Annotated in this window: 29 protein-coding genes and 1 pseudogene; 23 read left to right on the forward strand and 7 right to left on the reverse strand. The window is 66.6% G+C overall.

What is annotated here, in order from left to right; all coding sequences use genetic code 11:
* A pseudogene (locus tag ACW5W4_RS08015) lies at positions 1-104 on the forward strand (pseudouridine-5'-phosphate glycosidase); the annotation flags it as partial.
* A 12-nt stretch (positions 105-116) separates the two neighbouring features.
* Positions 117-212 carry a hypothetical protein gene (locus ACW5W4_RS08020; RefSeq protein WP_456689017.1) on the forward strand — a complete coding sequence of 32 codons (96 nt, stop codon included), beginning with the start codon at positions 117-119 and terminating at the stop codon, positions 210-212.
* 71 nt (positions 213-283) lie between these two features.
* Here the strand turns inward: ACW5W4_RS08020 and ACW5W4_RS08025 are convergent, their stop codons facing one another.
* The 4 genes from ACW5W4_RS08025 to ACW5W4_RS08040 all read right to left on the reverse strand — a co-directional run bounded on the left by ACW5W4_RS08025 (position 284) and on the right by ACW5W4_RS08040 (position 3,409).
* Complete coding sequence (locus ACW5W4_RS08025; RefSeq protein ID WP_456689111.1) at positions 284-1,009, reverse strand: carbonic anhydrase; 726 nt, start codon at positions 1,007-1,009, stop codon at positions 284-286.
* A 665-nt stretch (positions 1,010-1,674) separates the two neighbouring features.
* A complete protein-coding gene (locus ACW5W4_RS08030) occupies positions 1,675-1,893 on the reverse strand; it encodes a hypothetical protein (protein WP_456689018.1) in 219 nt (72 codons plus the stop codon).
* Positions 1,894-1,915: 22 nt separating this feature from the next.
* Complete coding sequence (locus tag ACW5W4_RS08035; RefSeq protein WP_456689019.1) at positions 1,916-3,001, reverse strand: methyltransferase; 1,086 nt, start codon at positions 2,999-3,001, stop codon at positions 1,916-1,918.
* A gap of 15 nt (positions 3,002-3,016) precedes the next feature.
* Positions 3,017-3,409, reverse strand: a complete 393-nt coding sequence (locus ACW5W4_RS08040; RefSeq protein WP_456689020.1) for a hypothetical protein — start codon at positions 3,407-3,409, stop codon at positions 3,017-3,019.
* A gap of 266 nt (positions 3,410-3,675) precedes the next feature.
* On the opposite strand from ACW5W4_RS08040, the gene ACW5W4_RS08045 reads away from it, so the two are divergent.
* The 17 genes from ACW5W4_RS08045 (at position 3,676) to ACW5W4_RS08125 (ending at position 19,225) form a co-directional block, all read left to right on the forward strand.
* Positions 3,676-4,398 (forward strand): beta-ketoacyl synthase chain length factor, encoded by a 723-nt coding sequence (locus ACW5W4_RS08045; protein ID WP_456689021.1) that lies wholly within the window; start codon positions 3,676-3,678, stop codon positions 4,396-4,398.
* Positions 4,383-5,141 carry a lysophospholipid acyltransferase family protein gene (locus ACW5W4_RS08050; protein ID WP_456689022.1) on the forward strand — a complete coding sequence of 253 codons (759 nt, stop codon included), beginning with the start codon at positions 4,383-4,385 and terminating at the stop codon, positions 5,139-5,141. Before ACW5W4_RS08045 ends, ACW5W4_RS08050 begins: the two co-directional genes overlap by 16 nt.
* Before the next feature lie 17 nt (positions 5,142-5,158).
* Positions 5,159-5,413, forward strand: a complete 255-nt coding sequence (locus ACW5W4_RS08055) for a phosphopantetheine-binding protein (RefSeq protein ID WP_041999580.1) — start codon at positions 5,159-5,161, stop codon at positions 5,411-5,413.
* Between the two features lie 21 nt (positions 5,414-5,434).
* Positions 5,435-5,683, forward strand: a complete 249-nt coding sequence (locus ACW5W4_RS08060; protein ID WP_427260628.1) for an acyl carrier protein — start codon at positions 5,435-5,437, stop codon at positions 5,681-5,683.
* Positions 5,684-5,722: 39 nt separating this feature from the next.
* The gene (locus ACW5W4_RS08065) at positions 5,723-6,292 is read left to right on the forward strand and encodes a hypothetical protein (protein ID WP_456689023.1); all 570 of its coding nucleotides are present in this window, start codon (positions 5,723-5,725) and stop codon (positions 6,290-6,292) included.
* Positions 6,285-7,715, forward strand: coding sequence for an AMP-binding protein (locus ACW5W4_RS08070; protein ID WP_456689024.1), 1,431 nt, complete (start codon positions 6,285-6,287; stop codon positions 7,713-7,715). The genes ACW5W4_RS08065 and ACW5W4_RS08070 overlap by 8 nt, the downstream gene beginning before the upstream one ends.
* The gene (locus ACW5W4_RS08075; protein WP_427260631.1) at positions 7,706-8,056 is read left to right on the forward strand and encodes a 3-hydroxyacyl-ACP dehydratase FabZ family protein; all 351 of its coding nucleotides are present in this window, start codon (positions 7,706-7,708) and stop codon (positions 8,054-8,056) included. Before ACW5W4_RS08070 ends, ACW5W4_RS08075 begins: the two co-directional genes overlap by 10 nt.
* Complete coding sequence (locus ACW5W4_RS08080; protein ID WP_456689112.1) at positions 8,053-9,855, forward strand: glycosyltransferase family 2 protein; 1,803 nt, start codon at positions 8,053-8,055, stop codon at positions 9,853-9,855. Before ACW5W4_RS08075 ends, ACW5W4_RS08080 begins: the two co-directional genes overlap by 4 nt.
* Positions 9,845-11,437 (forward strand): HAL/PAL/TAL family ammonia-lyase, encoded by a 1,593-nt coding sequence (locus ACW5W4_RS08085; protein ID WP_456689113.1) that lies wholly within the window; start codon positions 9,845-9,847, stop codon positions 11,435-11,437. The genes ACW5W4_RS08080 and ACW5W4_RS08085 overlap by 11 nt, the downstream gene beginning before the upstream one ends.
* Entirely contained in the window at positions 11,427-11,852 is a 426-nt protein-coding gene (locus ACW5W4_RS08090; RefSeq protein ID WP_456689025.1) for an acyl-CoA thioesterase, read from the forward strand. Before ACW5W4_RS08085 ends, ACW5W4_RS08090 begins: the two co-directional genes overlap by 11 nt.
* Complete coding sequence (locus ACW5W4_RS08095) at positions 11,849-12,478, forward strand: outer membrane lipoprotein carrier protein LolA (protein WP_456689026.1); 630 nt, start codon at positions 11,849-11,851, stop codon at positions 12,476-12,478. The genes ACW5W4_RS08090 and ACW5W4_RS08095 overlap by 4 nt, the downstream gene beginning before the upstream one ends.
* Before the next feature lie 106 nt (positions 12,479-12,584).
* Positions 12,585-14,882: an MMPL family transporter gene (locus ACW5W4_RS08100; RefSeq protein WP_456689114.1), complete on the forward strand. Its 2,298-nt coding sequence runs from the start codon at positions 12,585-12,587 to the stop codon at positions 14,880-14,882.
* Positions 14,879-15,454, forward strand: coding sequence for a DUF3261 domain-containing protein (locus ACW5W4_RS08105; RefSeq protein WP_427260634.1), 576 nt, complete (start codon positions 14,879-14,881; stop codon positions 15,452-15,454). Before ACW5W4_RS08100 ends, ACW5W4_RS08105 begins: the two co-directional genes overlap by 4 nt.
* Positions 15,451-16,686, forward strand: coding sequence for a beta-ketoacyl-ACP synthase (locus ACW5W4_RS08110; protein WP_456689027.1), 1,236 nt, complete (start codon positions 15,451-15,453; stop codon positions 16,684-16,686). The genes ACW5W4_RS08105 and ACW5W4_RS08110 overlap by 4 nt, the downstream gene beginning before the upstream one ends.
* Positions 16,679-17,140 (forward strand): ApeP family dehydratase, encoded by a 462-nt coding sequence (locus ACW5W4_RS08115; RefSeq protein WP_456689028.1) that lies wholly within the window; start codon positions 16,679-16,681, stop codon positions 17,138-17,140. The genes ACW5W4_RS08110 and ACW5W4_RS08115 overlap by 8 nt, the downstream gene beginning before the upstream one ends.
* Positions 17,141-17,220: 80 nt before the next feature.
* A complete protein-coding gene (locus ACW5W4_RS08120) occupies positions 17,221-17,946 on the forward strand; it encodes a 3-ketoacyl-ACP reductase FabG2 (RefSeq protein WP_427260637.1) in 726 nt (241 codons plus the stop codon).
* A gap of 52 nt (positions 17,947-17,998) precedes the next feature.
* Entirely contained in the window at positions 17,999-19,225 is a 1,227-nt protein-coding gene (locus tag ACW5W4_RS08125; protein ID WP_456689029.1) for a beta-ketoacyl-ACP synthase, read from the forward strand.
* Between the two features lie 65 nt (positions 19,226-19,290).
* Here ACW5W4_RS08125 and mog read toward each other — a convergent pair whose 3' ends face one another.
* Positions 19,291-19,821: a molybdopterin adenylyltransferase gene (gene mog, locus ACW5W4_RS08130; RefSeq protein ID WP_456689030.1), complete on the reverse strand. Its 531-nt coding sequence runs from the start codon at positions 19,819-19,821 to the stop codon at positions 19,291-19,293.
* A gap of 411 nt (positions 19,822-20,232) precedes the next feature.
* On the opposite strand from mog, the gene ACW5W4_RS08135 reads away from it, so the two are divergent.
* The 4 genes from ACW5W4_RS08135 (at position 20,233) to folA (ending at position 22,925) form a co-directional block, all read left to right on the forward strand.
* Positions 20,233-20,571, forward strand: coding sequence for a DUF3135 domain-containing protein (locus ACW5W4_RS08135; RefSeq protein WP_456689031.1), 339 nt, complete (start codon positions 20,233-20,235; stop codon positions 20,569-20,571).
* 237 nt (positions 20,572-20,808) lie between these two features.
* Positions 20,809-21,597 (forward strand): threonine/serine exporter family protein, encoded by a 789-nt coding sequence (locus ACW5W4_RS08140; protein WP_456689032.1) that lies wholly within the window; start codon positions 20,809-20,811, stop codon positions 21,595-21,597.
* Positions 21,598-21,943: 346 nt separating this feature from the next.
* Positions 21,944-22,411, forward strand: coding sequence for a threonine/serine exporter family protein (locus ACW5W4_RS08145; protein WP_408794916.1), 468 nt, complete (start codon positions 21,944-21,946; stop codon positions 22,409-22,411).
* A gap of 13 nt (positions 22,412-22,424) precedes the next feature.
* The gene (gene folA, locus ACW5W4_RS08150) at positions 22,425-22,925 is read left to right on the forward strand and encodes a type 3 dihydrofolate reductase (protein ID WP_456689033.1); all 501 of its coding nucleotides are present in this window, start codon (positions 22,425-22,427) and stop codon (positions 22,923-22,925) included.
* Positions 22,926-22,983: 58 nt separating this feature from the next.
* Here the strand turns inward: folA and ACW5W4_RS08155 are convergent, their stop codons facing one another.
* Entirely contained in the window at positions 22,984-23,811 is an 828-nt protein-coding gene (locus ACW5W4_RS08155; protein ID WP_456689034.1) for a symmetrical bis(5'-nucleosyl)-tetraphosphatase, read from the reverse strand.
* 6 nt (positions 23,812-23,817) lie between these two features.
* Positions 23,818-24,180 carry a Co2+/Mg2+ efflux protein ApaG gene (gene apaG, locus ACW5W4_RS08160; RefSeq protein WP_408794924.1) on the reverse strand — a complete coding sequence of 121 codons (363 nt, stop codon included), beginning with the start codon at positions 24,178-24,180 and terminating at the stop codon, positions 23,818-23,820.
* Positions 24,181-24,182: the final 2 nt, after the last annotated feature.

The following is a 24,182-nucleotide window of genomic DNA, read 5'->3' on the forward strand; positions in this document are numbered from 1 at the left end:
TGCCCTCTGTGTGCGAACTGACCGGCGGTGACTCCCTGGCGGTTAATGTCCAGCTGGTGTTGAACAACGCCGTGCTGGGGGCACGCATCGCCGCCAGCCTGTAACGGTTGCCCTCTGTGTGCGAACTGACCGGCGGTGACTCCCTGGCGGTTAATGTCCAGCTGGTGTTGAACAACGCCGTGCTGGGGGCACGCATCGCTGCCAGTCTGTAAGCTGGTGTGACAGATGCAAAAGAGGGCCAAAAGGCCCTCTTTCTATTACGCAGATCGGTGAGATAACACCCTTATTGCAGCACCAGGCGGCCGTTGAGGGGCTGCACCGGTCTGTTGTTGGGGTGGTGCATCACCGCCTTGAAGGCGTCGATCTGGGCCTGGCTCACCTGCACCGGCTGCTTCATCACCAGCCAGCGCACCCCTTCCGAGCAGGGCGGCGTGGTGAGGGAGCCGCTGAAGCGGTAGTAGTCGCGGTTGGCGGGCAGCAGTGATTCTGCCGAGATGGGCGCCTCGAGACCGTGGGTCTCCCCTGTCTTGGCGGGCAAGGCTTGCCAGGCCTGGCTCAGGGCCGCATTGGCCTGGCCCGGCTCGAACATCACGGCGATCACCGCCAGCTCTCCCTTGTCGTTGGCATGGACCAGATGCCCCTCCAGGGGGTAGGACCTGCCCTCGATGAGGTTCTCGCTGGGGGCGTGGAAGTGGAACTGCTTGAGCTCGAAGGGCATGCCGTCGAGCTCCAGGGTGCTGCCGGGGGCATAGTTGACCTGCACCGTATGGCCGTTGTTGACCAGCGTCTTGCCGCCTGCCAGATAGTGGAACTGCAGGGGTGCCAGCTCGGCCTCGACCAGGTCTGTCAGGTTGACCGGCGACTGGTTGCTGCCATCGCACTGGCCAAACTCCGGGGTCAGCCTGGCCCATTGCGCCGGGCCGGCCTCGCCACCGTATTCCCAGTGCGGGGACGCGGCGAAGGCGACGGGGCAGAGCAGCAGGGTGCAGGCCAGCAGGGAGGTTTTCATCATACATCCTTATCTTGATTGAAAAGCACGACCATTTGCCTCCTTGAATAGATGAAGGAAGGTGAAATGGCATCATGTTGAATAGGGGCAGGGGCTCAGGCCGAATGTTTATTATGTTCCCGATTGCCGAGCATATTAATGTTGCATATGACATGGTGCTAATTATCGGCTCCGGGTCATTGCATATTGAACAATCCCTCGATGCAATGATAGCAATCTAATTAATGGGCGCTTGTTGCTGATGAATTAGTGCGTATTGTCCTCATTGATTCGTGGCCGGTCTTATCTCTCACTCCCGCAATCAGCCCAGTTTTTGTTTTCTATCTTGTTGTTTTTTTACTGTCTTTCTGTGGGTCGCTGAGTGTTGCTGGAATAAAGGTGTGTCATATTCAGAACGGGATTAGGTCGAATTTATTCGCAGGGTAACGGGAGGGATAAAATAAATAACTCATGGGTGAATCATAAGTAAATAACCGGTGAGCCATAGGTGAATCATGAGTGAATATTGTCACTGGCCTTGCCCGGGATGGCCGCTGCGAGCGGGTCCCAGTGGGGGAGCCTGCGCGCGCCTCGCCGGGCAAGGGCGCGTCTCCCAATATGACGCATTCGCTACCACGGGTGTCGGATGCGTCATATTGGCGGCGGTCACCGGGAGCCGATGGCCATCAGTCCCTAAGTTCGTCGCCGACCTGCTTGACCGCATCCCGGGTGCTGTGGCCTATCTCACGGGTGACGTCCCGGGTGGTGTGACCGATCTCGCGGGTCACCCGCTTGGTGGTCTGGCCGACGGTGCGACCCGCCTCCTTGACATCGGCGCAGCCGCCGAGGAGAAACAGGGCCAGCAAGGCCATCAGCAAGGGGCGGCGGCAGGGTGGCAAAGTCATGGCGATCTCCTGGGTAAAGGGGTCAAGTCTGCCCCTCGGGGAGGGGGCGGGCAACCAGCAGGGTGTGGCCAGGGCCCGGGATCTCGTGCTCGGCCTCCACGTGGAAACCGGCCTCGCGCAGGCACTGGTACATCTGTTTGGAGTGGTAGAAACGGCTGTTGCCGTTGGCGATGGCGGTGAAATAGAGGGAGGTGGCATTGAGGCTGAAGCTCGCCGCCTCGAAGCTCTGCCTGTCCCAGAACAGCTCCAGGATGCAGACCCGGGCGCCTGGTTTCATGTGGCGACGGATACGGGTGAGGATGGCGACGATCTGCGGGTGATTGAAGCAGTCGAGGAACTGGCTCATCCACCAGATGTCCGCCTCGCCGGGCAGGGGGCCCTCGGCCTCGAGCATGTTGACCGGATGGCAGCTGACCCTGTCCGCCACCCCGGCCTCCTCAATCCTGGGACGGGCCAGGGCGAGCTGCTCGGGCAGATCCAGAATGGTCACCCTGAGGGCGGGATCCCGGGTCGCGCAGGAGATGGCCCACTTGCCGGTGTTGCCGCCCACGTCATAGAGGGTGGCGGGCTCGTAGCCAAATACCTTGTCCTGGGCCTGCTGGAAGGCCCAGTCCGAGTAGAAGTGATCGAAGGCGAACCAGCTGGCCCGCGCCGGCTCAGGCAGTTCGTCCAAGTGGGGATAGATGGTCTCCCAATCGGGGCTGAACACCTTGAGCCCCTCGGGCCTGCCTTCCCGGATGGCGCCGAGCAGGTGGGCGAGGGGGGCATAGCAGACGTGCTGGGTGAAATCCATGTTGACCCGGGTCATGGGGTCGTTTTGCAGGTAGCGGCCGACCCTGCCCAGCACATAGCGTTCCCCTTCCAGGTGACAGAGCCCGCCGCCGAGCCCCATGTCGAGCAGCACGCCGACCCCGTATTCGCTGAGGGAACAGGCCCCGGCTATCTCGGCCGTGGTGGCACCCTGGCGGCCACAGCGCTCCAGATAGGCGAGCACGCCGGTTTCGCGCAGGCACCAGCTCGCCTGAAACAACATGGGGCCGAAGGCGATGCGCTGGGCCTGACTGATGGCGGCGAGGGCATCATGAGCCTCACCCTGATAATGTTTCACGAGGCCGGTTCGCTCTTATTGGTGGCTGGTGCGGGAGAGTTCGATCTGGATGGCCTGATTCAGCCCCATGATCCAGCGGTTATAACTGCGATGGATGGCACCCTTGCCGTTATCATCGAGATTGATGCTGCTGACGTAATTGATGGAATAGTCATGAGCGGTATAGGGAATATTGATCACCGCCTGGTGCTGGCGCACGTTCAATTGGCCGCGAATAAGACCGGGCTGCTCTTTCTTCATGACCCAGCCCTTGCTCAGGCCGCCATTGAGGATGGCGTTGCCGACCTGCTCCTCGTTGAGGGTGAAATTCACCTGAGTGGCCGGCAGGTTGCGTACCGGCTGGCTGGTGGAGCAGGCGGCGAGCAGGGCGCAGCCGAGCAGCAGCGCCGATTTGGTCATCTTGTGCATTGTCGTTTCCCTACATAGGTTTCTTATGAAGCGCGGCAATGAGACACCATTATTGGGTAGTTTTCAATAAAAGATGACTATAGACAAGGAGTTATATGACCTGCCTTCTATTATTTCGGGGAAATAATGCTATGATGCCCGCCGAATTTATGACATCCGTGACCCCCTCGTCATTGCAGCGCCTCTCGCCCGTCGGCTGATGCCCGCTAAACGGATCTATCTCAATCATCACCCATAGCGCCGAACAAGGACGGAAGGTCGCCATCATGCTCTCATTTTCACTCCTTGATGCGCAGGCGCTCTCGCCCGGTCTGAGTGAGGCCGCCTCTTGGCGCCAGTGGGCCGAGTCGGGCGCCTGGCCCGGCGCCGCTCCCCTGCCGGCTACCCCCTTGCTGCCCATGATGATGGCACGCCGCCTGAGCGCCGGCTCCCGCCTCGCGGTGCAGCTGGGGCTGACGATGCTGGCGCGCCACCCCGTCGACAGCGCCGTCTTTGTCAGCCGTCACGGCGAGCTGGCGCGCTCCATGACCCTGCTCCAGGGGCTGGCGGCGGGCAAGGCCCTCTCTCCCACGGATTTCTCCATGTCGGTGCACAACACGGCGGCGGGGATCTGCTCCATTCAGGGCAAGGCGACCCTGGCCATGAGCTCGCTGGCGGCGGGGGAGGCGAGCCTGATGGCGGGGCTGACCGAGGCGGTGGCGAACCTGGGGGCCGGCCAGCGGCGGGTGCTGCTGGTCGCCTTCGAAGGGGAGATCCCGGCCTTTCATCACCCCTGGCTGGCCCAGACGCCCCCCCATGCCGTCGCGCTCGTGCTGGGGCCCCAGGGCGACCCTGAGGCCGCTGCGCACTGGCGCTGCGAGGGGGTGAGGGCGGCGAGCCAGCCCCCCACGCTGAGCCAGCCCCTGGCGTTCTGGCGTGCCCAGCTGCTGAGTCAGCAGGCGTGCCTGCTGGGGGACGGACGTCAGGAGTGGTCATGGCGGCGCGACTGAACCGGCTCTGGCGCCTGTTTGGCACCGGGCTCGGCTTCGCCCTGTTCGGCGTCGGGGGCCTGCTGCTCACCCTCTGCTGGTTCCCGCTGCTGGCGCTCTGCCTGCGGGGCCCCAGGCGCCGCACCTTGGCCCAGGCCAGCATCAAATGGAGCTTTCGGCTCTTCCTGGGGCTGCTCAAGGGGCTGAGGGTGCTCGACTACCGGGTGATCGGCATGCCGAGCGGGCTGCGGGGCGCCCTGGTGGTGGCCAATCACCCCAGCCTGCTCGATTATGTGATGCTGGCCGCCGAGCTGCCGGCATGCGACTGCATCGTCAAGCAGGCCCTGTGGCATAATCCCTTCCTCGGCGGCGTGGTGCGCGCGGCCGATTACATCGCCAACGTGGAGGCGGAGCGCCTGCTGCTCCTGTGCATCGAGCGGGTGCGCCACGGCGGTCTGCTGCTGGTGTTCCCCGAGGGGACCCGCACCACCCCGGGCCAGCCGATCCGGCTGCAGCGGGGGGCGGCCCAGCTCGCGGTGCGCAGTCAGGTGCCGATACAACCGGTGCGCATCCACTGCAGCGAGCGCTTTTTGACCAAACAGGACAAGTGGTTTCGGGTGCCGCGGCGCAAGCCGCACTTCACCCTGGAATTTCTGCCGCAGATAAGCGCCGCCGAGGTGGTCCTGGGGGAAGCAAGCAGCGCCCTGGCCGCCCGCCAGTTAACCCGATTTCTCACCCGGGTCCTGCAACCCGGGACCCAATGACAGCATATGGAATCGTCATGCAAGACCTGCAACAAGAGATAAAACAGCTCATCATCGACAGCCTCAACCTGGAGGGGCTGACCCCGGATGATATCGACAGCCAGGCCCCCCTGTTTGGCGACGGCCTGGGGCTGGACTCCATCGATGCGCTGGAGCTGGGGCTCGCCATCAAGAGCCGCTTTGGCATAGTGCTCTCCGCCGATGACGAGAATACCCGTCGTCACTTTGCCAGCGTCGATGCCCTGGTGGCCCTGGTACAGGCCCAGGCCTGAGTCCCTTTCGGAGCGATGAAGATGAACAGAGACGAAATTTTTGCGCAGGTGAAGGCCGCCCTGGTGAACCTGTTCGAGGTGGACGAGGAGGCGGTGACCCCAGAGGCCCAGCTCTATCAGGATCTGGAGCTCGACAGCATAGACGCCATCGATCTGGTGGTGCACCTGCAAAAGCTCACCGGCAAGAAGATCAAGCCCGAGGAGTTCAAGTCGGTGCGCTCCGTGGCCGACGTGGTCGAGGCGGTCGAACGCCTGCTGGCCGATGCCTAAATCGCAGCCAAGGGGCGCCGTGGCGGGCCCGAGCCTGTCATGATGCGCCTGTTATCCCTGCTGGCGGGGGGGCTGCTGCTGGCCTATCCCCTGGCCGTCTACTGGGGGCTGACCCGCTGGGGCAGTACTGCCCTGGTCGCCCTCTTGCTGGTCACCTTCGCCCTGCGCCTGCTGCCCGGGGTCGCGCCTGTCCGTGAGTGGCTGCTGCTCGGCCGCCTGCTCGCCGGCGTCGGCCTGTTGCTGACCGCCCTGAGCGCCCTGTTTGGCGCCCAGCACTGGCTGCTCTATTACCCCCTCGCCGTCTCCCTGGCCCTGCTTGGCCTGTTTGGCTGGAGCCTGACTCAGCCCATGAGCCTGGTGGAGCGACTCGCCCGCCTGACCGATCCCGAGCTGCCCCCGGCCGGGGTACGCTACACCCGCACGGTCACCCGGGTCTGGTGCGGCTTCTTCCTGATCAATGGCGCCCTGGCCGCCGCCACCATCTGGCACGGGGATCTCGCGCTCTGGAGCCTCTACAACGGCCTCATCAGCTATCTGCTGATGGGGCTGCTGATGGGGGGGGAATACCTGGTGCGGATGCGGGTCAAACGGAGCTTTACCCATGAATGACCAAGGCAGCCTGCTCGCCCTCATCTGGGGGCGGGACCCTGATCAGGAGGTGGCCTTCGGCCCGGAGGGGAGCCACGGGCTGGGCGAGCTGCGCCTGGGGGCCCAGGCACTGGCCGAGCGGATGAGCGCCATGCCCGCCCGGCGCTGGGCCCTGTGTTTCGAGGACAGCCTGCTGTTTGCACAGGCCCTGCTCGCCTGCGCCCTGACGGGGCGCGAGGCCGTGCTGCCCGGCCACCAGCGCCCGGCCGCCCTGGCGGAGATCGGCGCCGCGTTCGATGCCGTGCTGACCGACAGCCAGACCCTGGGGGAGGGGAGTGCCCACCCCTGGTTGCGACTGCCCCTGGACGAGATGCCAGAGCGCGCCAAGCCCTGGCCGGCCCCAAGCGACCTCAAGCTGACCCTGTTTACCTCGGGCTCCACCGGGGAGCCCAAGGCGATCCCCAAGGCCTGGCATCAGCTCGAGGCCGAGCTCAGGGTCCTGGTGACGCGCTGGGGCGAGACGCTGGCGGGGGCGCGCCTGCTGGCGAGCGTCAGCCATCAGCACATCTATGGCCTGCTGTTTCGCATCCTGCTGCCCCTCGTCCTGGGGCTGCCCTTCAGCCGCACCCTGACCCGTTACCCCGAGCAGCTGGCGGCCCTGGGGGGCAAGTGGGCGCTGATTGCCTCCCCGGCCCTGCTCAGCCGGCTGGATCCCGGGCTCAAGGCCCCCGGCTGCTGCCTGCTGGTCTCCTCGGGCGGGCCCCTGGCCCTGGACCATGCCCGGCGGGCGGCGCAACTGTTTGGCGTCCTGCCGCTGGAGGTGTTTGGCAGCAGCGAGACCGGCGGCATCGCCTGGCGTCAGAGCCAAACGGCCGACACCCCCTGGCAGCCCATGCCGGGGATCCGGGTGTCTGTGGCGAACGAGGATCGCCTGTTGCTGCACTCCCCCTTCCTGCCCGACGACGAGCCGCTGCTCTGCGGCGATCGCATCCGCCTGACTGGGCAGGGCTTTGCGCTGCTGGGGCGGGGGGATCGGCTGGTGAAGCTCGAGGAGAAACGGGTCTCCCTCGATGAGGTGGAGGGGCGGTTGCGGGCCCTGCCCTGGGTGGAGGAGGCGGCCGTGCTGCCCCTCACCCTGGGCCGCCGGCAGCAGCTTGGTGCCGTGCTGGTGTTGAGCCGGCAGGGGCGGGCCCAGTGGCAGGCCCTGGGGCCCGGCCGCTTTCTCATCGCCCTGCGCGAGCGACTGCGGCCCTGGCTCGAGCCGGTGGCCCTGCCGCGCCGGCTGCGCTGCCTGGACGCCTTGCCTGTCAACAGCCAGGGCAAGCGCCCCTGGAGCGAGCTGAAGGCATTGTTCGACGAGTCCCCCGTTGCCGCCACGACGGAGCAGATACAGCCCGGCCCGAACGGGCAGAGAGACACGAAACCGGAGCCCCCATGTCATTGAGCGCCCTGCCGACCCTGCTGGAACAGACCCCGACCCGGGATGGCCTGGTGCTGCGCCTGCGCCTTGACCCCGAGCTGCCCTGGTTTCAGGGCCATTTTCCCGGCGCCCCCCTGCTGCCCGGGGTGACCCAGGTGCACTGGGCCATGCACTATGGCCGCCTGCTGCCGGGGGCTGATGGCGCCTTTGGCGGCATGAGCCAGCTCAAGTTCCAGCGTCCCCTGCGTCCGGGTCAGGAGTGCGAGCTGCACCTGAGCTGGCTGGCCGACAAGGGCCAGTTGCTGTTTGGCTACAAGATTGCGGGCGAGCACGCCAGCAGCGGACGGGTGACCCTATGTCCCTGACGCCCTGCATCATCATCCCCTGTTACAACCATGCGCGCCCCCTGGCCGGGGTGCTGGCCAGGCTCAAGCCCATGGGGCTGCCCTGCCTGCTGATCGACGATGGCAGCGAACCCGTCGCCGCCGCCGCCCTGGACGCCCTGGCGGGGGAACACGGGGACTGGCTCACCCTGCTGCGCCACCCCGAGAACCTGGGCAAGGGGGCGGCCGTGAGCAGCGGCCTCATGGCCGCGAGGGCGGCGGGGTTCAGCCATGCCCTGCAGCTGGATGCGGATGGCCAGCACGATCTCGATGACGTGCCGCGCCTGCTCGAGGAGGCGAAGGCCCATCCCGAGGCCCTGGTGTCCGGTCGCCCCCGCTATGACGACTCCGTGCCCAGGGGGCGCCTCTATGGCCGCTATGTCACCCATGTCTGGGTCTGGATAGAGACCCTCTCCTTTGCCATCGAGGACAGCATGTGCGGCTTTCGGGTCTACCCGGTGGCGGCCAGCTGCGCCCTGCTCGGCGAGGTGCGGCTCGGCCGGCGGATGGATTTCGACACCGAGGTGATGGTGCGCCTCCATTGGCGCGGGGTGCCCATGCGCTTCGTGCCGACCCGGGTCACCTATCCCGCCGATGGCAGCTCCCACTTCCGGCTCTGGCACGACAACCTGGCCATCTCCTGGATGCATACCCGGCTGGTGTGCCGTCTGCTGTGGGATCTCATGGGCAAGTTGCCGGGATGGCCTGCCCGGCTCTGGTGGCGGGCGCGAGGCCGGCAGAGAGAGAACTGGTTTGCCTGGGGCCGCAGACAGGGGCCGCGTACCCCGGGACAGGAGAGTGGCAGCCTGCCGGGTCGGCCGAGAGAGACCTGGTTCCAGTGGGGTCAGAGACACTGGTCACGCACGCCGGAACGGGGCAGCCTGCTGGGCTTGCGGATCATGCTGGCCAGCTATCGGTTGCTCGGGCGGCGGGGCTTTGGGGCCCTGCTCTATCCGGTGATCGGCTATTTCTGGTTGACCGGGCGCCGCCAGCGCACGGCCTCCGAGCAGTATCTGGCGCGGCTCGAGGCCTTCGTGGCGACCGAGGGGATCCGTCTGCCCGAGGGGCCAAGGTCGAGCTTTCGCCACTTCCTGCGCTTTGGCGAGGCGGCCCTGGACAAGCTGGCGGGCTGGCGCGGGGACATTGCCCCGGAGCGGGTCGAGCTGGTGGGGCGCGAGCACCACGAGGCGGCGATCCGAAGCGGCCAGGGCCTGCTGCTGCTGGGCTCCCACCTGGGGGATCTCGAGCTGTGCCGCGCCCTCGGCACCCGCCTGGGTCAGGTGCGCATCAACGCCCTGGTGTTCACCCGTCATGCGGCCCGCTTCAACGCCCTGCTCTCGCAGATCAACCCGGGCTCAGGCCTCAACCTTATCCAGGTGCAGGAGATGGGGGCGGATACCGCCATCCTGCTCAAGGAGAAGGTAGAGGCGGGGGAGTGGGTGGTGATCGTCGGCGATCGCACCTCGGTCACCCGGGAGAAACGGGTGGTCTGGGCCGACTTTCTCGGCGCCCCGGCCCCCTTCCCCCTGGGCCCCTTCGCCCTGGCGAGCGTGCTGGCCTGCCCCGTCTACCTGATGTTCGGCCTCAAGGAGCAGGGGCATTTTCGGGTCCACTTCGAGCCCTTCGCCGAGCGGCTGTGGTTGCCGCGCGCCGAGCGGGAGGCGGCGCTGCGCCACTGGGTGCAGGCCTATGCGGACAGGTTGCAGCACCATTGCCTGCAGGCGCCGCTCGACTGGTTCAACTTCTTCGACTTCTGGCAGCTAACTCATGATGAACAGTGATTCCATCCCGTCCCGCCAGGGCCATGACGGCCTGCACCCGGTCACCTTCGGCGCCGACCCCCTCACCATAGAGCAGGTGGTGGCCCTGGCTCGGCGCCGCGCCCGCCCCGCGCTCAACCCGGATCCCGCCTTCACCGCCCGCATCCAGCGGGGCGCCGATTTTCTCGACAGGCTGCTGGCAGACGAGGGGGTCATCTATGGGGTGACCACGGGCTATGGCGACTCCGTGACCCGGGCCGTGCCCCCGGCCCTGGTGGCCGAGCTGCCCCTGCATCTGACCCGTTTCCACGGCTGTGGCCTGGGGGAAAACCTGAGCCTGGAGGCGGGGCGCGCCGTGCTGGCGACCCGGCTCTGCTCCCTGGCCCAGGGGGTCTCCGGGGTCAGCCCGGCCCTGCTGGCGCGGCTCTGCTGGCTGCTGGAGCAGGATCTCATCCCCCGCATTCCCGAAGAGGGCTCGGTCGGCGCCAGTGGCGATCTCACCCCGCTTTCCTACGTGGCCGCCGTGCTGGTGGGGGAGCGCGAACTCTATCGGGATGGCCAGCTGGCGAGCACGGCCGAGGTCTATGACGCCCTCGGCGTCACCCCCCTGGTGCTGAGGCCAAAAGAGGGGCTGGCGCTGATGAACGGCACCTCGGTGATGACGGCGCTCGCCTGCCTCGCCTATGCCCGCACCGAATACCTGATGAAGCTGGCGACTCGGATCACCGCCCTGGTCAGCGTCGCCATGGGGGGCAATGCCTTCCACTTCGACGAGCGGCTGTTTGCGGCCAAGCCCCATCCCGGCATGCAGGGGATCGCGGCCTGGCTGAGGGCGGATCTGGTGGCGGGCGAGCTGCCCCGCCACAGCGACCGGCTGCAGGACAGATACTCCCTGCGCTGCGCCCCCCACGTCATCGGGGTGGTGGCCGACAGCCTGCCCTGGTGGCGTCAGCTCATCGAGAACGAACTCAACAGCGCCAATGACAACCCCCTCATCGACGGGGAGGGGGAGCATGTGATGCACGGCGGCCATTTCTATGGCGGCCACATCGCCATGGCCATGGACAGCATGAAGACGGCGGTGGCCAACCTGGCCGATCTGCTCGATCGCCAGCTGGCCCAGTTGGTGGACATCAAGTTCAACGGCGGCCTGCCGAGCAACCTCTCCGGCGCCAGCGGCGAGCGGCGCATGATCAACCACGGCTTCAAGGCGGTGCAGATCGGGGTCTCCGCCTGGACCGCCGAGGCCCTCAAGCTGACCATGCCGGCCAGCGTCTTCTCCCGCTCCACCGAGTGCCACAACCAGGACAAGGTGAGCATGGGCACCATAGCGGCGCGGGACGCCCTGCGGGTGCTGACCCTGACCGAGCAGGTGGGGGCCGCCTGCCTGCTGGCGGCGGTGCAGGGGGTGGAGCTGCGATTGGCCATGGGGGGCTCCCTGGCCGCCCTGAGCCCGGCGCTGCGGGAGATGGTGCTGGCGGTGCGGGAAGATCACCCGGCCCTGGTGGAAGACAGGCCCCTGGAGCAGGAGCTCAGGGCCCTGATCGCCCGGCTGCAGGGGCGCCACTATCCGCTCTATGAGGAGGCGCGCGATGCAAGCTGAACCCTGGATGATCCGCCACAGCATCGAGATCGAAATCCCGTTTCATGATGTAGATATGATGGCGGTGGCCTGGCATGGCCATTACGTGCGCTATATCGAGCTGGCCCGCTGCGCCCTGCTCGAGCAGATTGATTACAACTACCCCCAGATGGAGGCCTCCGGCTACCTCTGGCCCGTCATCGACTTGCGCCTCAAGTACATGGCGCCCCTGCGCTTTGGCCAGAAGGTGCGGGTGGTGGCGCAGCTGCGGGAGTATCAGAACCGCCTCAAGATAGAGTACGAGCTGTTCGACGCCGAGAGCGGGGTGCGCACCAGCAAGGGCTACAGCATCCAGGTGGCGGTGAACAAGGAGAGCGGCGAGATGTGCCTCGCCTCGCCCCGGGTGCTGCTCGACAGGCTGGGGGTCGAAGAATGAGATCTGCCCTGATTGCATCCATACGGGGCTTGCTCTGGGCCTGTCTGCTGCTGGCGGCGTGGCCGGGGGTTGTGCAGGCCGAGGTCATGACCCAGGCCCGGGTGCACCAGCTGCTGACCGAGCATCCTGCCCAGTGGGCCCGGTTCGAGCAGGAGAAGCAGGTGGCCGGGCTGGCCCAGCCGCTGCGGGCCAGCGGCGAGCTGCTGCTGGTGCGCGGCCAGGGGCTCTGGTGGCATCAACTGGCCCCCTTTGAGCTGAGCCTCAGCCTCACCGAGCGGCGCATGCGCCAGCGGGTCGGCCAGGGGGAGGCGCAGATCATCGACAGCCCCCAGCTGCTGGAGTTCAGCACCATGCTGCTGGCGCTGTTCGGTTCCGATGAGCAGGCCCTGGCCCGCTACTTCGCCCTCGATTTTTCCTCAGATGAACAGGGCTGGCGCCTGGGGTTGACCCCGTTGGCGGCGCCCCTGGACAAGGTATTCTCCCGCCTGGTGCTGGAGGGGGGCCATCGGCTGGAACGGCTGCTGATAACGGATCGCCAGGGGGATGAGACCCGGATCCGCTTCGCTGACTGGCAAGGGGTGACCCTGCCGCTCGGTGCCGAAGAGCAGGCCCATTTTGCACCCTGATCAGCGCGGCCATGGCCATCACTCTTCGCCGGACTCTCTGCCGCACTCTCCGCCGCACTCTCCGCCGCATTCTCCGCTGCACTCTCCGCCGGCCTCCGCGGCGGGTCTGAGCGAGGGCAGCTGGCGCCGGCTCGCCCGGCTCTGGCTGCTGCTCTGCCTGCTGGCCCTGGCCCTGCTCGGCTGGCAGCTGAGCACGAGCCGCATCAACACCAGCCTGATGGATCTCTTGCCCCACAGCGAGCGCGCCTCGCTGGATCCGGCCCTGCAGCAGGGGCTGCTGCGCCAGCTCGACCGTCAGCTGATCTGGATGCTGAGCCTGCCCCCTGGCCAGGATGGCCGCCCGGCGGCGGCGCAGTGGGCCAAGGCCCTGGCCACCCTGCCCGAGCTTGATGCGGTGCGCGGTGCCCAGCCCGAGCTGGCCGGTGCCTGGCAGGCCTATCAGCACGATTACGCCTGGCAGCGGCTCGACGAGACGAGTCGTGCCAGGCTGGCCGAGGGCCCGGAGGCCTGGAGCCAATGGGTGCTCGGCCAGATCTACAGCCCCTTCGGCGGCGTCTCCCGCGCCGAGTGGCAGCAAGATCCCCTGCTGCTGACTCGGGCCGGGGTGCAGGGCCAGGCCGCCACCCCCCTGACCCTGGATCGGGGCTGGCTGGTGAGCCGGGACGGGGAGGGGCGCAGCTGGTACCTGCTGCGGGCCGAGCTGAATCTCTCGGCCTTCGACCTCTCCCGCAACGATGCCCTGCTCGGGCGCCTCGACCAGGCGGAGCAGGCCCTCAAGGCCGCCTCTCCCGGGCTGACGCTGCTGCGTCGTGGCACGCTGTTTTACAGCCAGCATGCCAGCCGGCTGGCCCAGGCGGACATCTCCACCATAGGGCTCGGCTCCCTGCTGGGGGTGGTGCTGCTCATCTGGCTGGCGTTTCGTTCGCTGCGGGCGCTCTGGCTCTCCCTGCTGCCCATCGTCGTGGGTCTGTGCTGGGGGCTGCTCGCCGTGCTGCTCTGGTTTGGCGAGGTGCATCTGTTCACCCTGGTGATCGGCACCAGCCTCATCGGCATCGCCATCGACTACGGGATCCATTTTCTGACCGAGCGCCGCCTCTGCGGGCAGGATGAGAGTCCCCATCAGACCCGGGCCCGGCTGCAGCCCAGCCTCTGGCTGGCGCTCATCACCACCCTGGTGGGTTATGGCCTGCTCTGGCTGGCCCCCTTCCCCGGCTTGCAGCAGCTGGCCCTGTGCGCCCTGGTCGGTCTGCTGGCCGCCTTGCTGACAGTGCTCTGCCTGTTCCCGCTCTGGCTGGGGCCCCTGCCCCTGGGCACCCCCAGGGTCGTGACGTGGCTGGAGGCCTGGCTCGCCCTCTGGCGCGAGCGGCGCTGGCTGCGCACCGGCCTGCCCCTGCTCTGCCTGGTGCTGGTGGTCTGGGGACTCAGCCAGCTGAGGGTGGACGATGACATCGCCCGCCTGCAACCCCTGCCCACCGAGCTTCAGGCCCAGGAGCGGCAGGTGCAGCGCCTCACCGGCCAGCAGGGAGGCATGGCGGGCTTCCTGGTGACGGGGCCGGATGGGGAGACGGCGCTGCAACGGCTCGAAGCCCTGACCCCAGCCCTGGCCAGTGCCAAGGCGCAGGGGCTGCTGGCGGATTTCGTCCCCCTGAGCGGGTGGCTGCCTTCCCTGGCGCGCCAGCAATCGGATCACGACGCCCTGGCGCGCCTGCTGCCCGAGGTGGTGGCGCGGCTCAATGGTGCCGGGTTGCCGGTGACGGCCTCCCTCCCCGCACTGCGCCCCCTCACCGCGGCCCAGTGGCTGGCCAGTCCGGTCAGCGAGGGCAGCCGCCTGCTGTGGCACGGATTGGCCGATGGCCGGGTGGCCCTCTGGCTGCCGGTGAACGGCGTGGCGGATCCCGCCGCCCTGGCGGCCCTGGCCGAGGGGCGAGAGGGGGTGTTCTGGCAGGATCAGCGCAGCCAGTGGAGCCAGCTGTTCGCCCACTACCGCCTCACCCTGGCCGAGCTGCTGGCCCTGGCCGTCGCCCTGGTGGGGGGCCTGCTCTGGTACCGGCTCGGCTGGCGCAAGGGGGGGCGGATCCTGCTGGTCAATGGCCTGGCGCTCGGGGCCGGTCTGGCCCTGCTCGCCGCCTTCGGCCAGCCTCTCACCCTGTTCGGGGTGCTGGCCCTTGCCCTGATCTTTGGCATCGGCATCGACTATGGGCTCTTCTTCGCCCACAGCGGCGCCGATCCCCGGCGCCAGCGGGCCACCCTGCTGGCGGTCCTGCTGGCGAACCTGACCACCCAGTTGGCGTTCGGTTTGCTGGCCCTGAGTCACACCCCGGCCATCGCGGGCTTCGGCCTGGTGTTGAGCGGGGGTATCTTTACCGCCTTTCTGCTGTCGCCCCTGGTGTTGGAGAAATCATGAGAATTGCGATGCTGTTTGGTCTGCTGCTGCTCACGGCCTGTGCCGGTCAGCCAGGGGCCGGGGGGCCGGACAACCGCGCCCTGCTGACCCCGACCGTCAGCCTGGTGCTGCCCGCTCCCCTGCGGGATCAGCCCCTCTATCGCCAGCAGCTGCTCAGCGCCCGGACCCGGGGCGGCGAGCATCAGCTGCTGACGGTGCTGGAGGCAGACGGTCGCCAGCTCACCCTGGTGGGGCTGACCCCGAGCGGGATCCGGCTGTTTCGGCTGAGCTATGACGGCGAGGCGATCCGCAGCGAGCAGCTCTCCAGCCTGTTGGGGGACACGGCGCTGCCGCCGGTGGCCCAGGTGCTGGCCGACGTCATGCTCGGCTACTGGCCCCTCTCGGCCTGGCAGCCCAGGCTGCCCAGGGGCTGGCGTCTGGAGGACGAGGGCATGGTGCGTCGCCTGCGGGATCCTGAAGGTACCCTGGTGAGCGAGATCCACTACCGGGAGATAGACGGGGAGCGGGAGCCGGTGCGCCTGGTGCAGCACGCCTTCGATTATGCGCTGCAGATGGAGAAATTGGCCCCATGAACACTGTGATGACGCGCGTCTCTCCCTGCTTCATCGGGGATTACGGCCTGATCTGCGCCCTGGGAGAGGGCAAGCAGGCGGTGGCGGCGGCCCTGAGCCGCTGGCAGGAGAGCGGGATCAGCCCCCTGGACGGGGAGCGCCAGCCGCTGAGCGACGGCAGGCTCACCCCGGTCGGCCGGGTGAAGGAGGCCTTGCCTTCGGTGCCGGCGGCGCTGTCGGCCTACGACTCGCGCAACAACCGCCTGCTGCTGGCGGCCCTGGCCCAGATCCGGCCCGGGCTGGATGCGCTCATGGCCCGGCTGGCCCCGGATCGCATCGCCATCGTGCTCGGCACCAGCACCTCGGGGATCGCCGAGGCGGAGCGGGCGGTCGCCGCCTGGCAGGGGGGGGAGGGGATCCCGGCCGAGTTTGACTATCGCCAGCAGGAGCTGGGCTCCCCGAGCGATTTTCTCGCCCGCCACCTGGCCCTGACCGGCCCGGCCTATACCCTCTCCACCGCCTGCTCCTCCAGCGCCCGCGCCTTCATCAGCGGCCAGCGGCTGCTGGCGGCCGGGCTGGCGGATGCCGTCATCGTCGGCGGCGTCGACAGCCTGTGCGGCCTGACCCTCAACGGCTTCGACAGCCTGGAGTCCCTCAGCCTCAGTCGCTGCCGTCCCTTCGGGGCCGAGCGGTGCGGCATCAACATAGGGGAGGGGGCCGCCCTCTTCCTGCTGACCCGGGAGCGGGCCGGGCTGGCCCTGCTGGGGGCGGGCGAGTCTTCCGACGCCTGGCATGTCTCGGCCCCCCACCCAGAGGGGCTGGGGGCCGAGGCGGCCATGCGCATGGCGCTGCGCCAGGGGGGAGTGACGCCGGGCGAGCTGGATTACATCAATCTCCACGGCACCGCGACCCGGCTCAACGACGAGATGGAGAGCCTGGCCCTCGCCCGGTTGTTCGGGGCGGCGCAGAGCGCGCCCGCCAGCTCCAGCAAGATGCTGACCGGCCATACCCTGGGGGCGGCCGGTGCCATAGAGGCGGCGATCTGCTGCCTGTTGCTGGCGCGGGAGATGGCGCCGCCCCGTCAGGGGGAGGCCCAGGATCCCGCCCTGGCCCCCATCCGGCTGGCCCGGGGGGAGGCGCCGGCAAGGCCGCTGGCCCGGGTGTTGTCCAACTCCTTTGCCTTCGGTGGCAACAATGTCAGCCTGCTGCTGGGACGGGTCCCGGCGCGAGAAGAGGGAGGCTCCCATGAATGAGATAGCCATCGACGCGCTCTTGCCCCATCAGGCCCCCATGCTGCTGCTGGATCGCCTGCTGGATTATCAGGGGGCCCCGGGCTGGGGCGAGACCCGGGGGGGGGGGCGTCACGCCCAGCTGCTCGATTCCGACGGCGCCCTGCCGGGCTGGGTCGGCATCGAGCTGATGGCCCAGACCATCGCCGCCTGGGCCGGGATGCGGGGGCGCGAGCGAGGGGAGCCGGTGCGCATCGGCATGCTGCTCGGCAGCCGCCAGTACCGCAGCCGGGTGGCCGCCTTCGCCCCGGGGGACAGATTGACCATCGAGGCCGAATGCCTGCTGGAGGATGGCGCCATGGCCAGCTTCGAGTGCCGGATCCTGCGCGACGGCCAGCCGTGCGCCGAGGCCAGGCTCAGTACCTATCTCCCCGCCGAGGGAGAGCTTACTCAGCTACTGGCGCAGTCATCACCATGAGCGCCGGACTGGGCACAAACGCATCACGCCGGCTCGCGGCGAGAGCGAATTTGATGAATCTGTGAGGAAAAGGATTGATGATGAATTCCACCGTACTGGTGACCGGGGCCAGCAAGGGCATAGGCCGCGCCATCGCCCTGAGACTGGCCGCCGATGGCTTTCACATAGTGGTGCACTACCACGGCGATGAGGCCGGTGCCCAGACGACCCTGGACGCCATAGTGGCGGCCGGGGGCCAGGGGCGGCTGATCCAGTTCGACATCTCGAACCGGGAACAGTGCCGCAGCCGGCTCGAGTCCGACATCGAGGCCCACGGCGCCTACTATGGCGTGGTCAGCAACGCCGGCGTCATCCGCGATGGCGCCTTCCCGGCCCTGACCGACGAGGAGTGGGACGGGGTGCTGCACACCAACCTCGACGGCTTCTACAACCTGCTCAAGCCCTGCATCATGCCCATGATAGGGCTGCGCCGGGGCGGGCGCATCGTCACCCTGTCGTCGGTTTCCGGCATCATGGGCAACCGGGGGCAGGTCAACTACAGCGCCGCCAAGGCGGGGATCATAGGGGCGAGCAAGGCCCTGGCCCTGGAGCTGGCCAAGCGCAGGATCACGGTCAACTGTGTCGCCCCCGGTCTCATCGACACCGGCATGGTGAGCGCCGAGGTGGAGGCCGAGGCGATGAAGATGATCCCCCTCAAGCGGATGGGGCAGGCCGACGAGGTGGCGGGCCTGGTCTCCTACCTGATGTCGGACATCGCAGGCTATGTCACCCGTCAGGTGATCTCCATCAACGGGGGGCTGATATGAAGGCAGTCAGTTTCTTGGTTCAAACGCGTCAGACATGGCAGGGAGTGGGAATATGAAGCGGGTCGTGGTAACCGGCATGGCCGGGGTGACCGCCTTTGGCAACGATTGGCAGAGCGTGGGGCCCCGTCTCAAGGCGGAGCGCAACGGGGTGCGCCAGATGCCGGAGTGGGCCGTCTACGACGGTCTCAACACCCGGCTGGCGGCCCCCATCCTGGATTTTGCGCTGCCGGCGCACTATCCGCGCAAGAAGACCCGGGCCATGGGGCGGGTCTCCGAGCTCGCGACCGTGGCGACCGAGCTGGCCCTGGCCCGGGCTGGGCTTCTCGGCCACCCGGTGCTGACCGGCGGGCGTACCGGCATCGCCTATGGCTCCTCCACCGGCAGTACGGCGCCCATCAGCGCCTTTGGCGCCATGCTCAACGACAAGACCACGGCCAGCATCACGGCCACCACCTATGTGCAGATGATGCCGCACACGGCGGCGGTCAATACCGGTCTCTTCTTCGGCCTGCGGGGCCGGGTCATTCCCACCTCCAGCGCCTGTACCTCCGGCAGCCAGGGCATCGGCTACGCCTATGAGGCGATCAAGCACGGTTACCAGGATCTCATGGTGGCGGGCGGCGCGGAGGAGCTCTGTCCCTCCGAGGCCGTGGTGTTCGACACCCTGTTTGCCACCAGTCAGATGAACGATCACCCCGAACTGAGCCCCAGGCCCTTCGATCGGCAGCGGGACGGTCTGGTGATAGGAGAGGGGGCGGGCACCCTGATCCTGGAGGAGCTGGAACATGCCCAGGCCAGGGGCGCCCCCATCATCGCCGAGCTGGTGGGCTTTGCCACCAACTGCGATGCGGCCCATGTCACCCAGCCCCAGCAGGAGACGATGCAGCTCTGCATGGCCCTGGCCCTGGCGGACGCCGGCCTGGAGGCCGGGCAGATCGATTACATCAGCGCCCACGGCACCGCCACCGAGCGGGGGGACATCGCCGAGAGCCACGCCACCTCGGCCCTGTTCGGGGACAAGACCCCCATCTCCTCCCTCAAGAGCTATTTCGGTCACACCCTGGGGGCCTGCGGTGCCATCGAGGCCTGGCTCTCCCTGGAGATGATGGCCGAGGGCTGGTTCGCCCCCACCCTCAACCTCGGCGAGCCGGATCCCGCCTGCGCCCCCCTGGACCATATCCGCAGTGGTGGCCGGGTGCTGGATGCCCGCTATCTGATGTCCAACAACTTCGCCTTTGGCGGCATCAACACCTCGCTCATCTTCAAGCGCTGGTCATGAATGACCGGCCATGAATGAACAGAGGCGCCCAGGGGCGCCTCTGTTCATTCATAGGGGGGATGCGGCTATTTCTTGGGGCGAAACGGCTTGATGACGGCCTCGTCGCACTCGAGATAGGGCCCCTCCATCAGATCGATGCAGTAGGGGATGGCGGGGAAGACAGCATCCAGGCACTCGCGGATGGACTTGGGCTTGCCCGGCAGGTTGACGATGAGGGTGCTGCCCCGCAGGCCGGCGGTCTGGCGCGACAGAATGGCGGTGGGCACGAACTTGAGGGATTCGGCCCGCATCAGCTCGCCAAAGCCCGGCATCATGCGATCGCACACCGCCTCGGTGGCCTCGGGGGTGACGTCCCGCCTGGCCGGGCCTGTGCCGCCCGTGGTGACGATGAGGCAGCACCCCTCCTCGTCCGCCAGCCGGGTCAGGGCCGCCTCTATCTGATCCTGCTCATCGGGGATCAGGCGGTAGACGGCCTCCCAGGGGGAGCTGAGATAGGCGCCCAGGGTATCCATGATGGCCTTGCCGGAGAGATCCTCGTAGATGCCTGCGCTGGCGCGGTCGCTGACGGTGACGATGCCGATTCTTGCCTTGTTCATACGACCCCTTGTCGTGACGGTAAATAGGAAAATAAAATAGCATAATCAGATAGATGTGTTAAACGCCATATGCAAGGCCCCTATTTCGAGACGGCAATTTCCCCGGGCTTTCGTGTTGCTGAAAATATATTTTCAGGGGATTTTTCGATAAAGGGGAATAATGACGCGACCATGGTCATGAAAAATGTATAAGTAATACAGCTAGGACTTGTTTGCCGCCCTCCATATTCAAGGTGTTGATCCCTAATGGGGAATATGGAGGCATCATGACAATACGTTTTCAATGGGAGCCTGCCTCCCGCCGCCGTCAAATTGAACTCCCGCCCTCGCTGGCATATATAACCAGTAGAGGGTGCCGGGCCCGGTTGGGCACAGGCACCACACCCTCTCATCTCGAGAGCGGAGGGAGCCATGGAATTACCCGACTTCGATACCCTGAAACGACTCGCCGCCAGCGAGCCGCAACTGCTGGAAACCCTGCTCTATGAGCAGATAGAGGCGGTCATCGCCAGCGCCGGCCCGGATCAGCAGCGCAGGTTGCGAGGGTTGCAGTTTCAGGTCGATTGCCAGCGCCGCCTGGCCAAGAACCCCATCGACAGCTGCATCCGCATCGTCAACATGATGCAGGAGACCTTCTTCCTGATGCATTGCGAGATGAACCGACTCTGCTCCCTCGCCCCCGATGATGAGCCGCCCCCCCCGATCCGGCGAGACAATGTGGTGTCGCTGCAAGATCGCCTCCCCAAATAAGACCAGGTGGCCGTGGGTCACCTCTGTTATCCGTCGCCTCCTTACATCTTATTCGTTTGACGCCATATCAAGGGGCGCCTTCGGTGTGCCGGCGGCCAGAGGCGCTTCTTGGCTGAGTTATCTGCCAACATCTTGATCTTCTCACCTGTTTCCCCCGCTCCCTGCGGATGAATGGTCTGCCGGGTTTGGTTAAGATAATGGCTTTCACGTTACGTCTCGAAGGGAATATTGAGAAGTATGATGTCAAGCAGGGAGCTGTCCCGGGAACAGCAGACGGACGTCACCCGTATCGTCGTCAAGACAGGGCAGATGCTGGCCCAGTTCGGTGCCGAGAGCCGCCTCATCGAGCAGACCACGATGCGGCTCGGTCTGGCTCTGGGGCTGGAGAGCGTCGAGATGGCCATCTCCTCGAGCGCCATCGTATTGACCAGCCTCTATCGGGGGCACTGCGTCACCACCACCCGCCGGGTCCGCGAGCACGGCATCAACATGCAGGTGGTGTGCGAGATCCAGCGCCTGTGCATCATGGCGGAGAAACACCTGATAGAGGCGAAGGAGGTGAGGCAGCGGCTCGATGCCATCAAGCCGTTCCACTACCACCCCTGGCTGGTGGTGCCCATGGTGGGCCTCTCCTGCGGCGCCTTCAGCCTGCTGTTTGGCGGCGACTGGCCCATCTTCCTGGTGACCTTCTTCGCCAGCGCCAGCGCCATGCGGGTGCGCCAGCTGATGGCGCGTCATCATCACAGCCCCCTCATCAACTTCGCCGTGACCGGCTTCATCGCCACCCTGCTCGCCTCCAGCGCCACCTTCTTTGGCTGGGGCCAGCAACCTTATCTCGCCATGGCGGCCAGCGTGCTGCTGCTGGTGCCCGGCTTCCCCCTCATCAATGCCGTCTCCGACATGGTGAAGGGCTACTTCAACATGGGGTTGGCCCGCTGGGGGGCGGCGACCCTGCTTACCATCAGCGCCGCCATCGGCATCATTCTGGCCATGTCGGTGACCGGGATCTGGGGATGGCGGGGATGAGGTGCATTAAGAGTATTACTGACCATCAGCGCAGTGGTCACCGGCATCATCCTGGCCATGTTGGTGACCGGGATCTGGGGATGGCGGGGATGAGGCGCATTAAGAGTGCCACTGACCATCAGCGCAGTGATCACCGGCATCATCCTGGCCATGTCGGTGACCGGGATCTGGGGGTGGCGGGGATGACGTGTATTAAGAGTGTTACTGACCATCAGCGCAGTGGTCACCAGCATCATTCTGGCCATGTCGGTGACCGGGATCTGGGGATGGAGAGGATGAGAGACATTGACAGTGAGCGGCAGCATGCTTGCCGCGCCGTCGCGCACAGGACGTTGAGGGAGAAAATATGATGGATCTGCTCTGGTTGCTGGCCAAGGATGCCTTCTGGTCCGCCATTCCGGCCGTCGGTTTTGCCATGCTGTTCAACGTGCCGCCGCGCATGCTCAAGTATTGCGCCATGGGGGGCGCCCTGGCTCACAGCCTGCGTACCCTGCTCATTCATCAGGGGGTGCCCATCGAATGGGCCACCCTGGCGGCGGCGACCACGGTCGGCTTTGTCTGCGTCTATTGGTCGCGGCGCTTGCTGGCGCCAAGGCCGGTGTTCAGCGTCGCCTCCATCATCCCCATGATCCCCGGCAGCTATGCGTTCAAGGCGATGATCTCCATCGTCGAACTCAACATTCACGGCGTGACCCTGGAGCTTATCCAGAGCGCGCTGGAAAATGGGCTCAAGGCCGTCTTCATCGTCGGCGCCCTGAGCTTCGGGCTGGCGATACCCTCGCTGGTCGTGTACCGTAACCGCCCCATTGTGTGAGAGACGCTGCGAGATGAAGATTTCCATGATTGCCGCCATGGCCAGAGGCAGGGTGATAGGGCTGGACAACCAGATGCCCTGGCACCTGCCCGCCGATCTGGCCCACTTCAAGCGGGTCACCCTGGGCAAGCCGGTATTGATGGGGCGCAAGACGTTCGAGTCCATTGGTCGCCCGCTGCCCGGGCGCCGAAACCTGGTGATCAGTCGCAATGCAGGATTCACGGCGCCGGACATCGAGGTGTTCTCCTCCATCGAGGAGGTGCTGGCCGCCTTGTCCGAGGGGGAGGGGGTGGCGGAGTTGATGGTGATCGGCGGCGGTCATCTCTATGCCCAGCTGTTGCCGCGGGCGGATCGCCTCTATCTGACTCACATCGATCTGGCGGTCGAGGGGGATACCCGCTTCCCGGATTATGAGTCGCAGCAGTGGCGCTGCATCGAGCAGGAGGCCCATCAGCCCGATGCACGCAATCCCCACCCCTATCGTTTCGAGACCCTGGAGCGGATCGCCGGTTGATCCCCGGCGTCCCACCATGAAAAAGGCCCGATACGGGCCTTTTTGCTGTCTGTGCCCCTCAGCGGGCGTAGGCGGGACAGGGGGTGCTGAACAGGGCGTCATCCTCCTGGCGCCACAGGGTGAGGCTGTTGCCCCAGACGCAGCCGGTGTCGAGGGCCTTGATGTGACTGCGCCCCGTGTTGCCCATCAGGGCCGCCCAGTGGCCGAACACCAGCAGGGGGTCATCGTCGCGGCGCGCCCGCAGCTCGAACCAGGGGCGCAGCCCTGGGGTGGATTCCTCCGGACCCAGCTTGCACTTGAAGTCGAGCCGGCCATCGAGGTGGCAGAACCGCATCCGGGTGAAGCTGTTGATGATGTAGCGGTAGCGCTCTATGCCGAGCAGCCCCTCGTGCCAGGCATCCGGCTGATCGCCATACATGTGGTGCAGCAGCCACCGGTATTGATCCCCCCGCAGCAGCGTCTCCACCTCCCGGGCGCAGCGCCGGGCGGTCGCCACGTCCCAGCTGGGGGGCAGGCCGGCATGGATCATCATCACGGGGCGGGTCGGATGCTCGCTCTCGGCGAGCAGGGGCCGATGGCGCAGCCAGTCGAGCAGCAGATCCCTGTCCGGCGCCTCCATCAGGTCCTGCAGCCTGTCTTTCTTCTTGAGCGGGGCCACCCCTTCGGCGACCGCCAGCAGGTGCAGGTCGTGGTTGCCGAGGATGCAGACGGCGCGCTCGCCGAGGGAATGGGCATAGCGCAGCACGGCGAGGGAGTCCGGCCCCCTGGCCACCAGATCCCCCGCCAGCCAGAGGGTATCATGGGCCGGATCGAATCCAGCCATATCGAGCAGGCAGCGCAGGTCGTCATAGCAACCCTGCACATCGCCGACAAAACAGTTTGCCATGGAACCTCAGTTGATGATGTGGGGGACGGCCAGGGTGAAGGGGGCGATGGGGGCCTCGAACTCGTGGCCCGCCTCGTCACGCATCAGGTAACTCCCCTCCATCACCCCGAGCGGCGTGTCGAGCGGCACACCGCTCTGGTAGCGGAACGTCTCGCCGGGGGCGATGACGGGCTGTTCACCGACCACTCCGGGCCCTTCGACCTCGACCCGCTTGCCGTTGGCATCCGTGATGAGCCAGCGGCGGGCGAGCAGTTGCGCCTTGCCCGGCCCCAGGTTCTGGATCTCGATGAGATAGAGGAACTGGTAAGGATCCTGGCTGCCCTCGATATAGCTGGGGTGGGGGCGGATCTGGATGGTCGGTGTCGCCATGG

The organism is Aeromonas crassostreae (genome assembly GCF_054052445.1).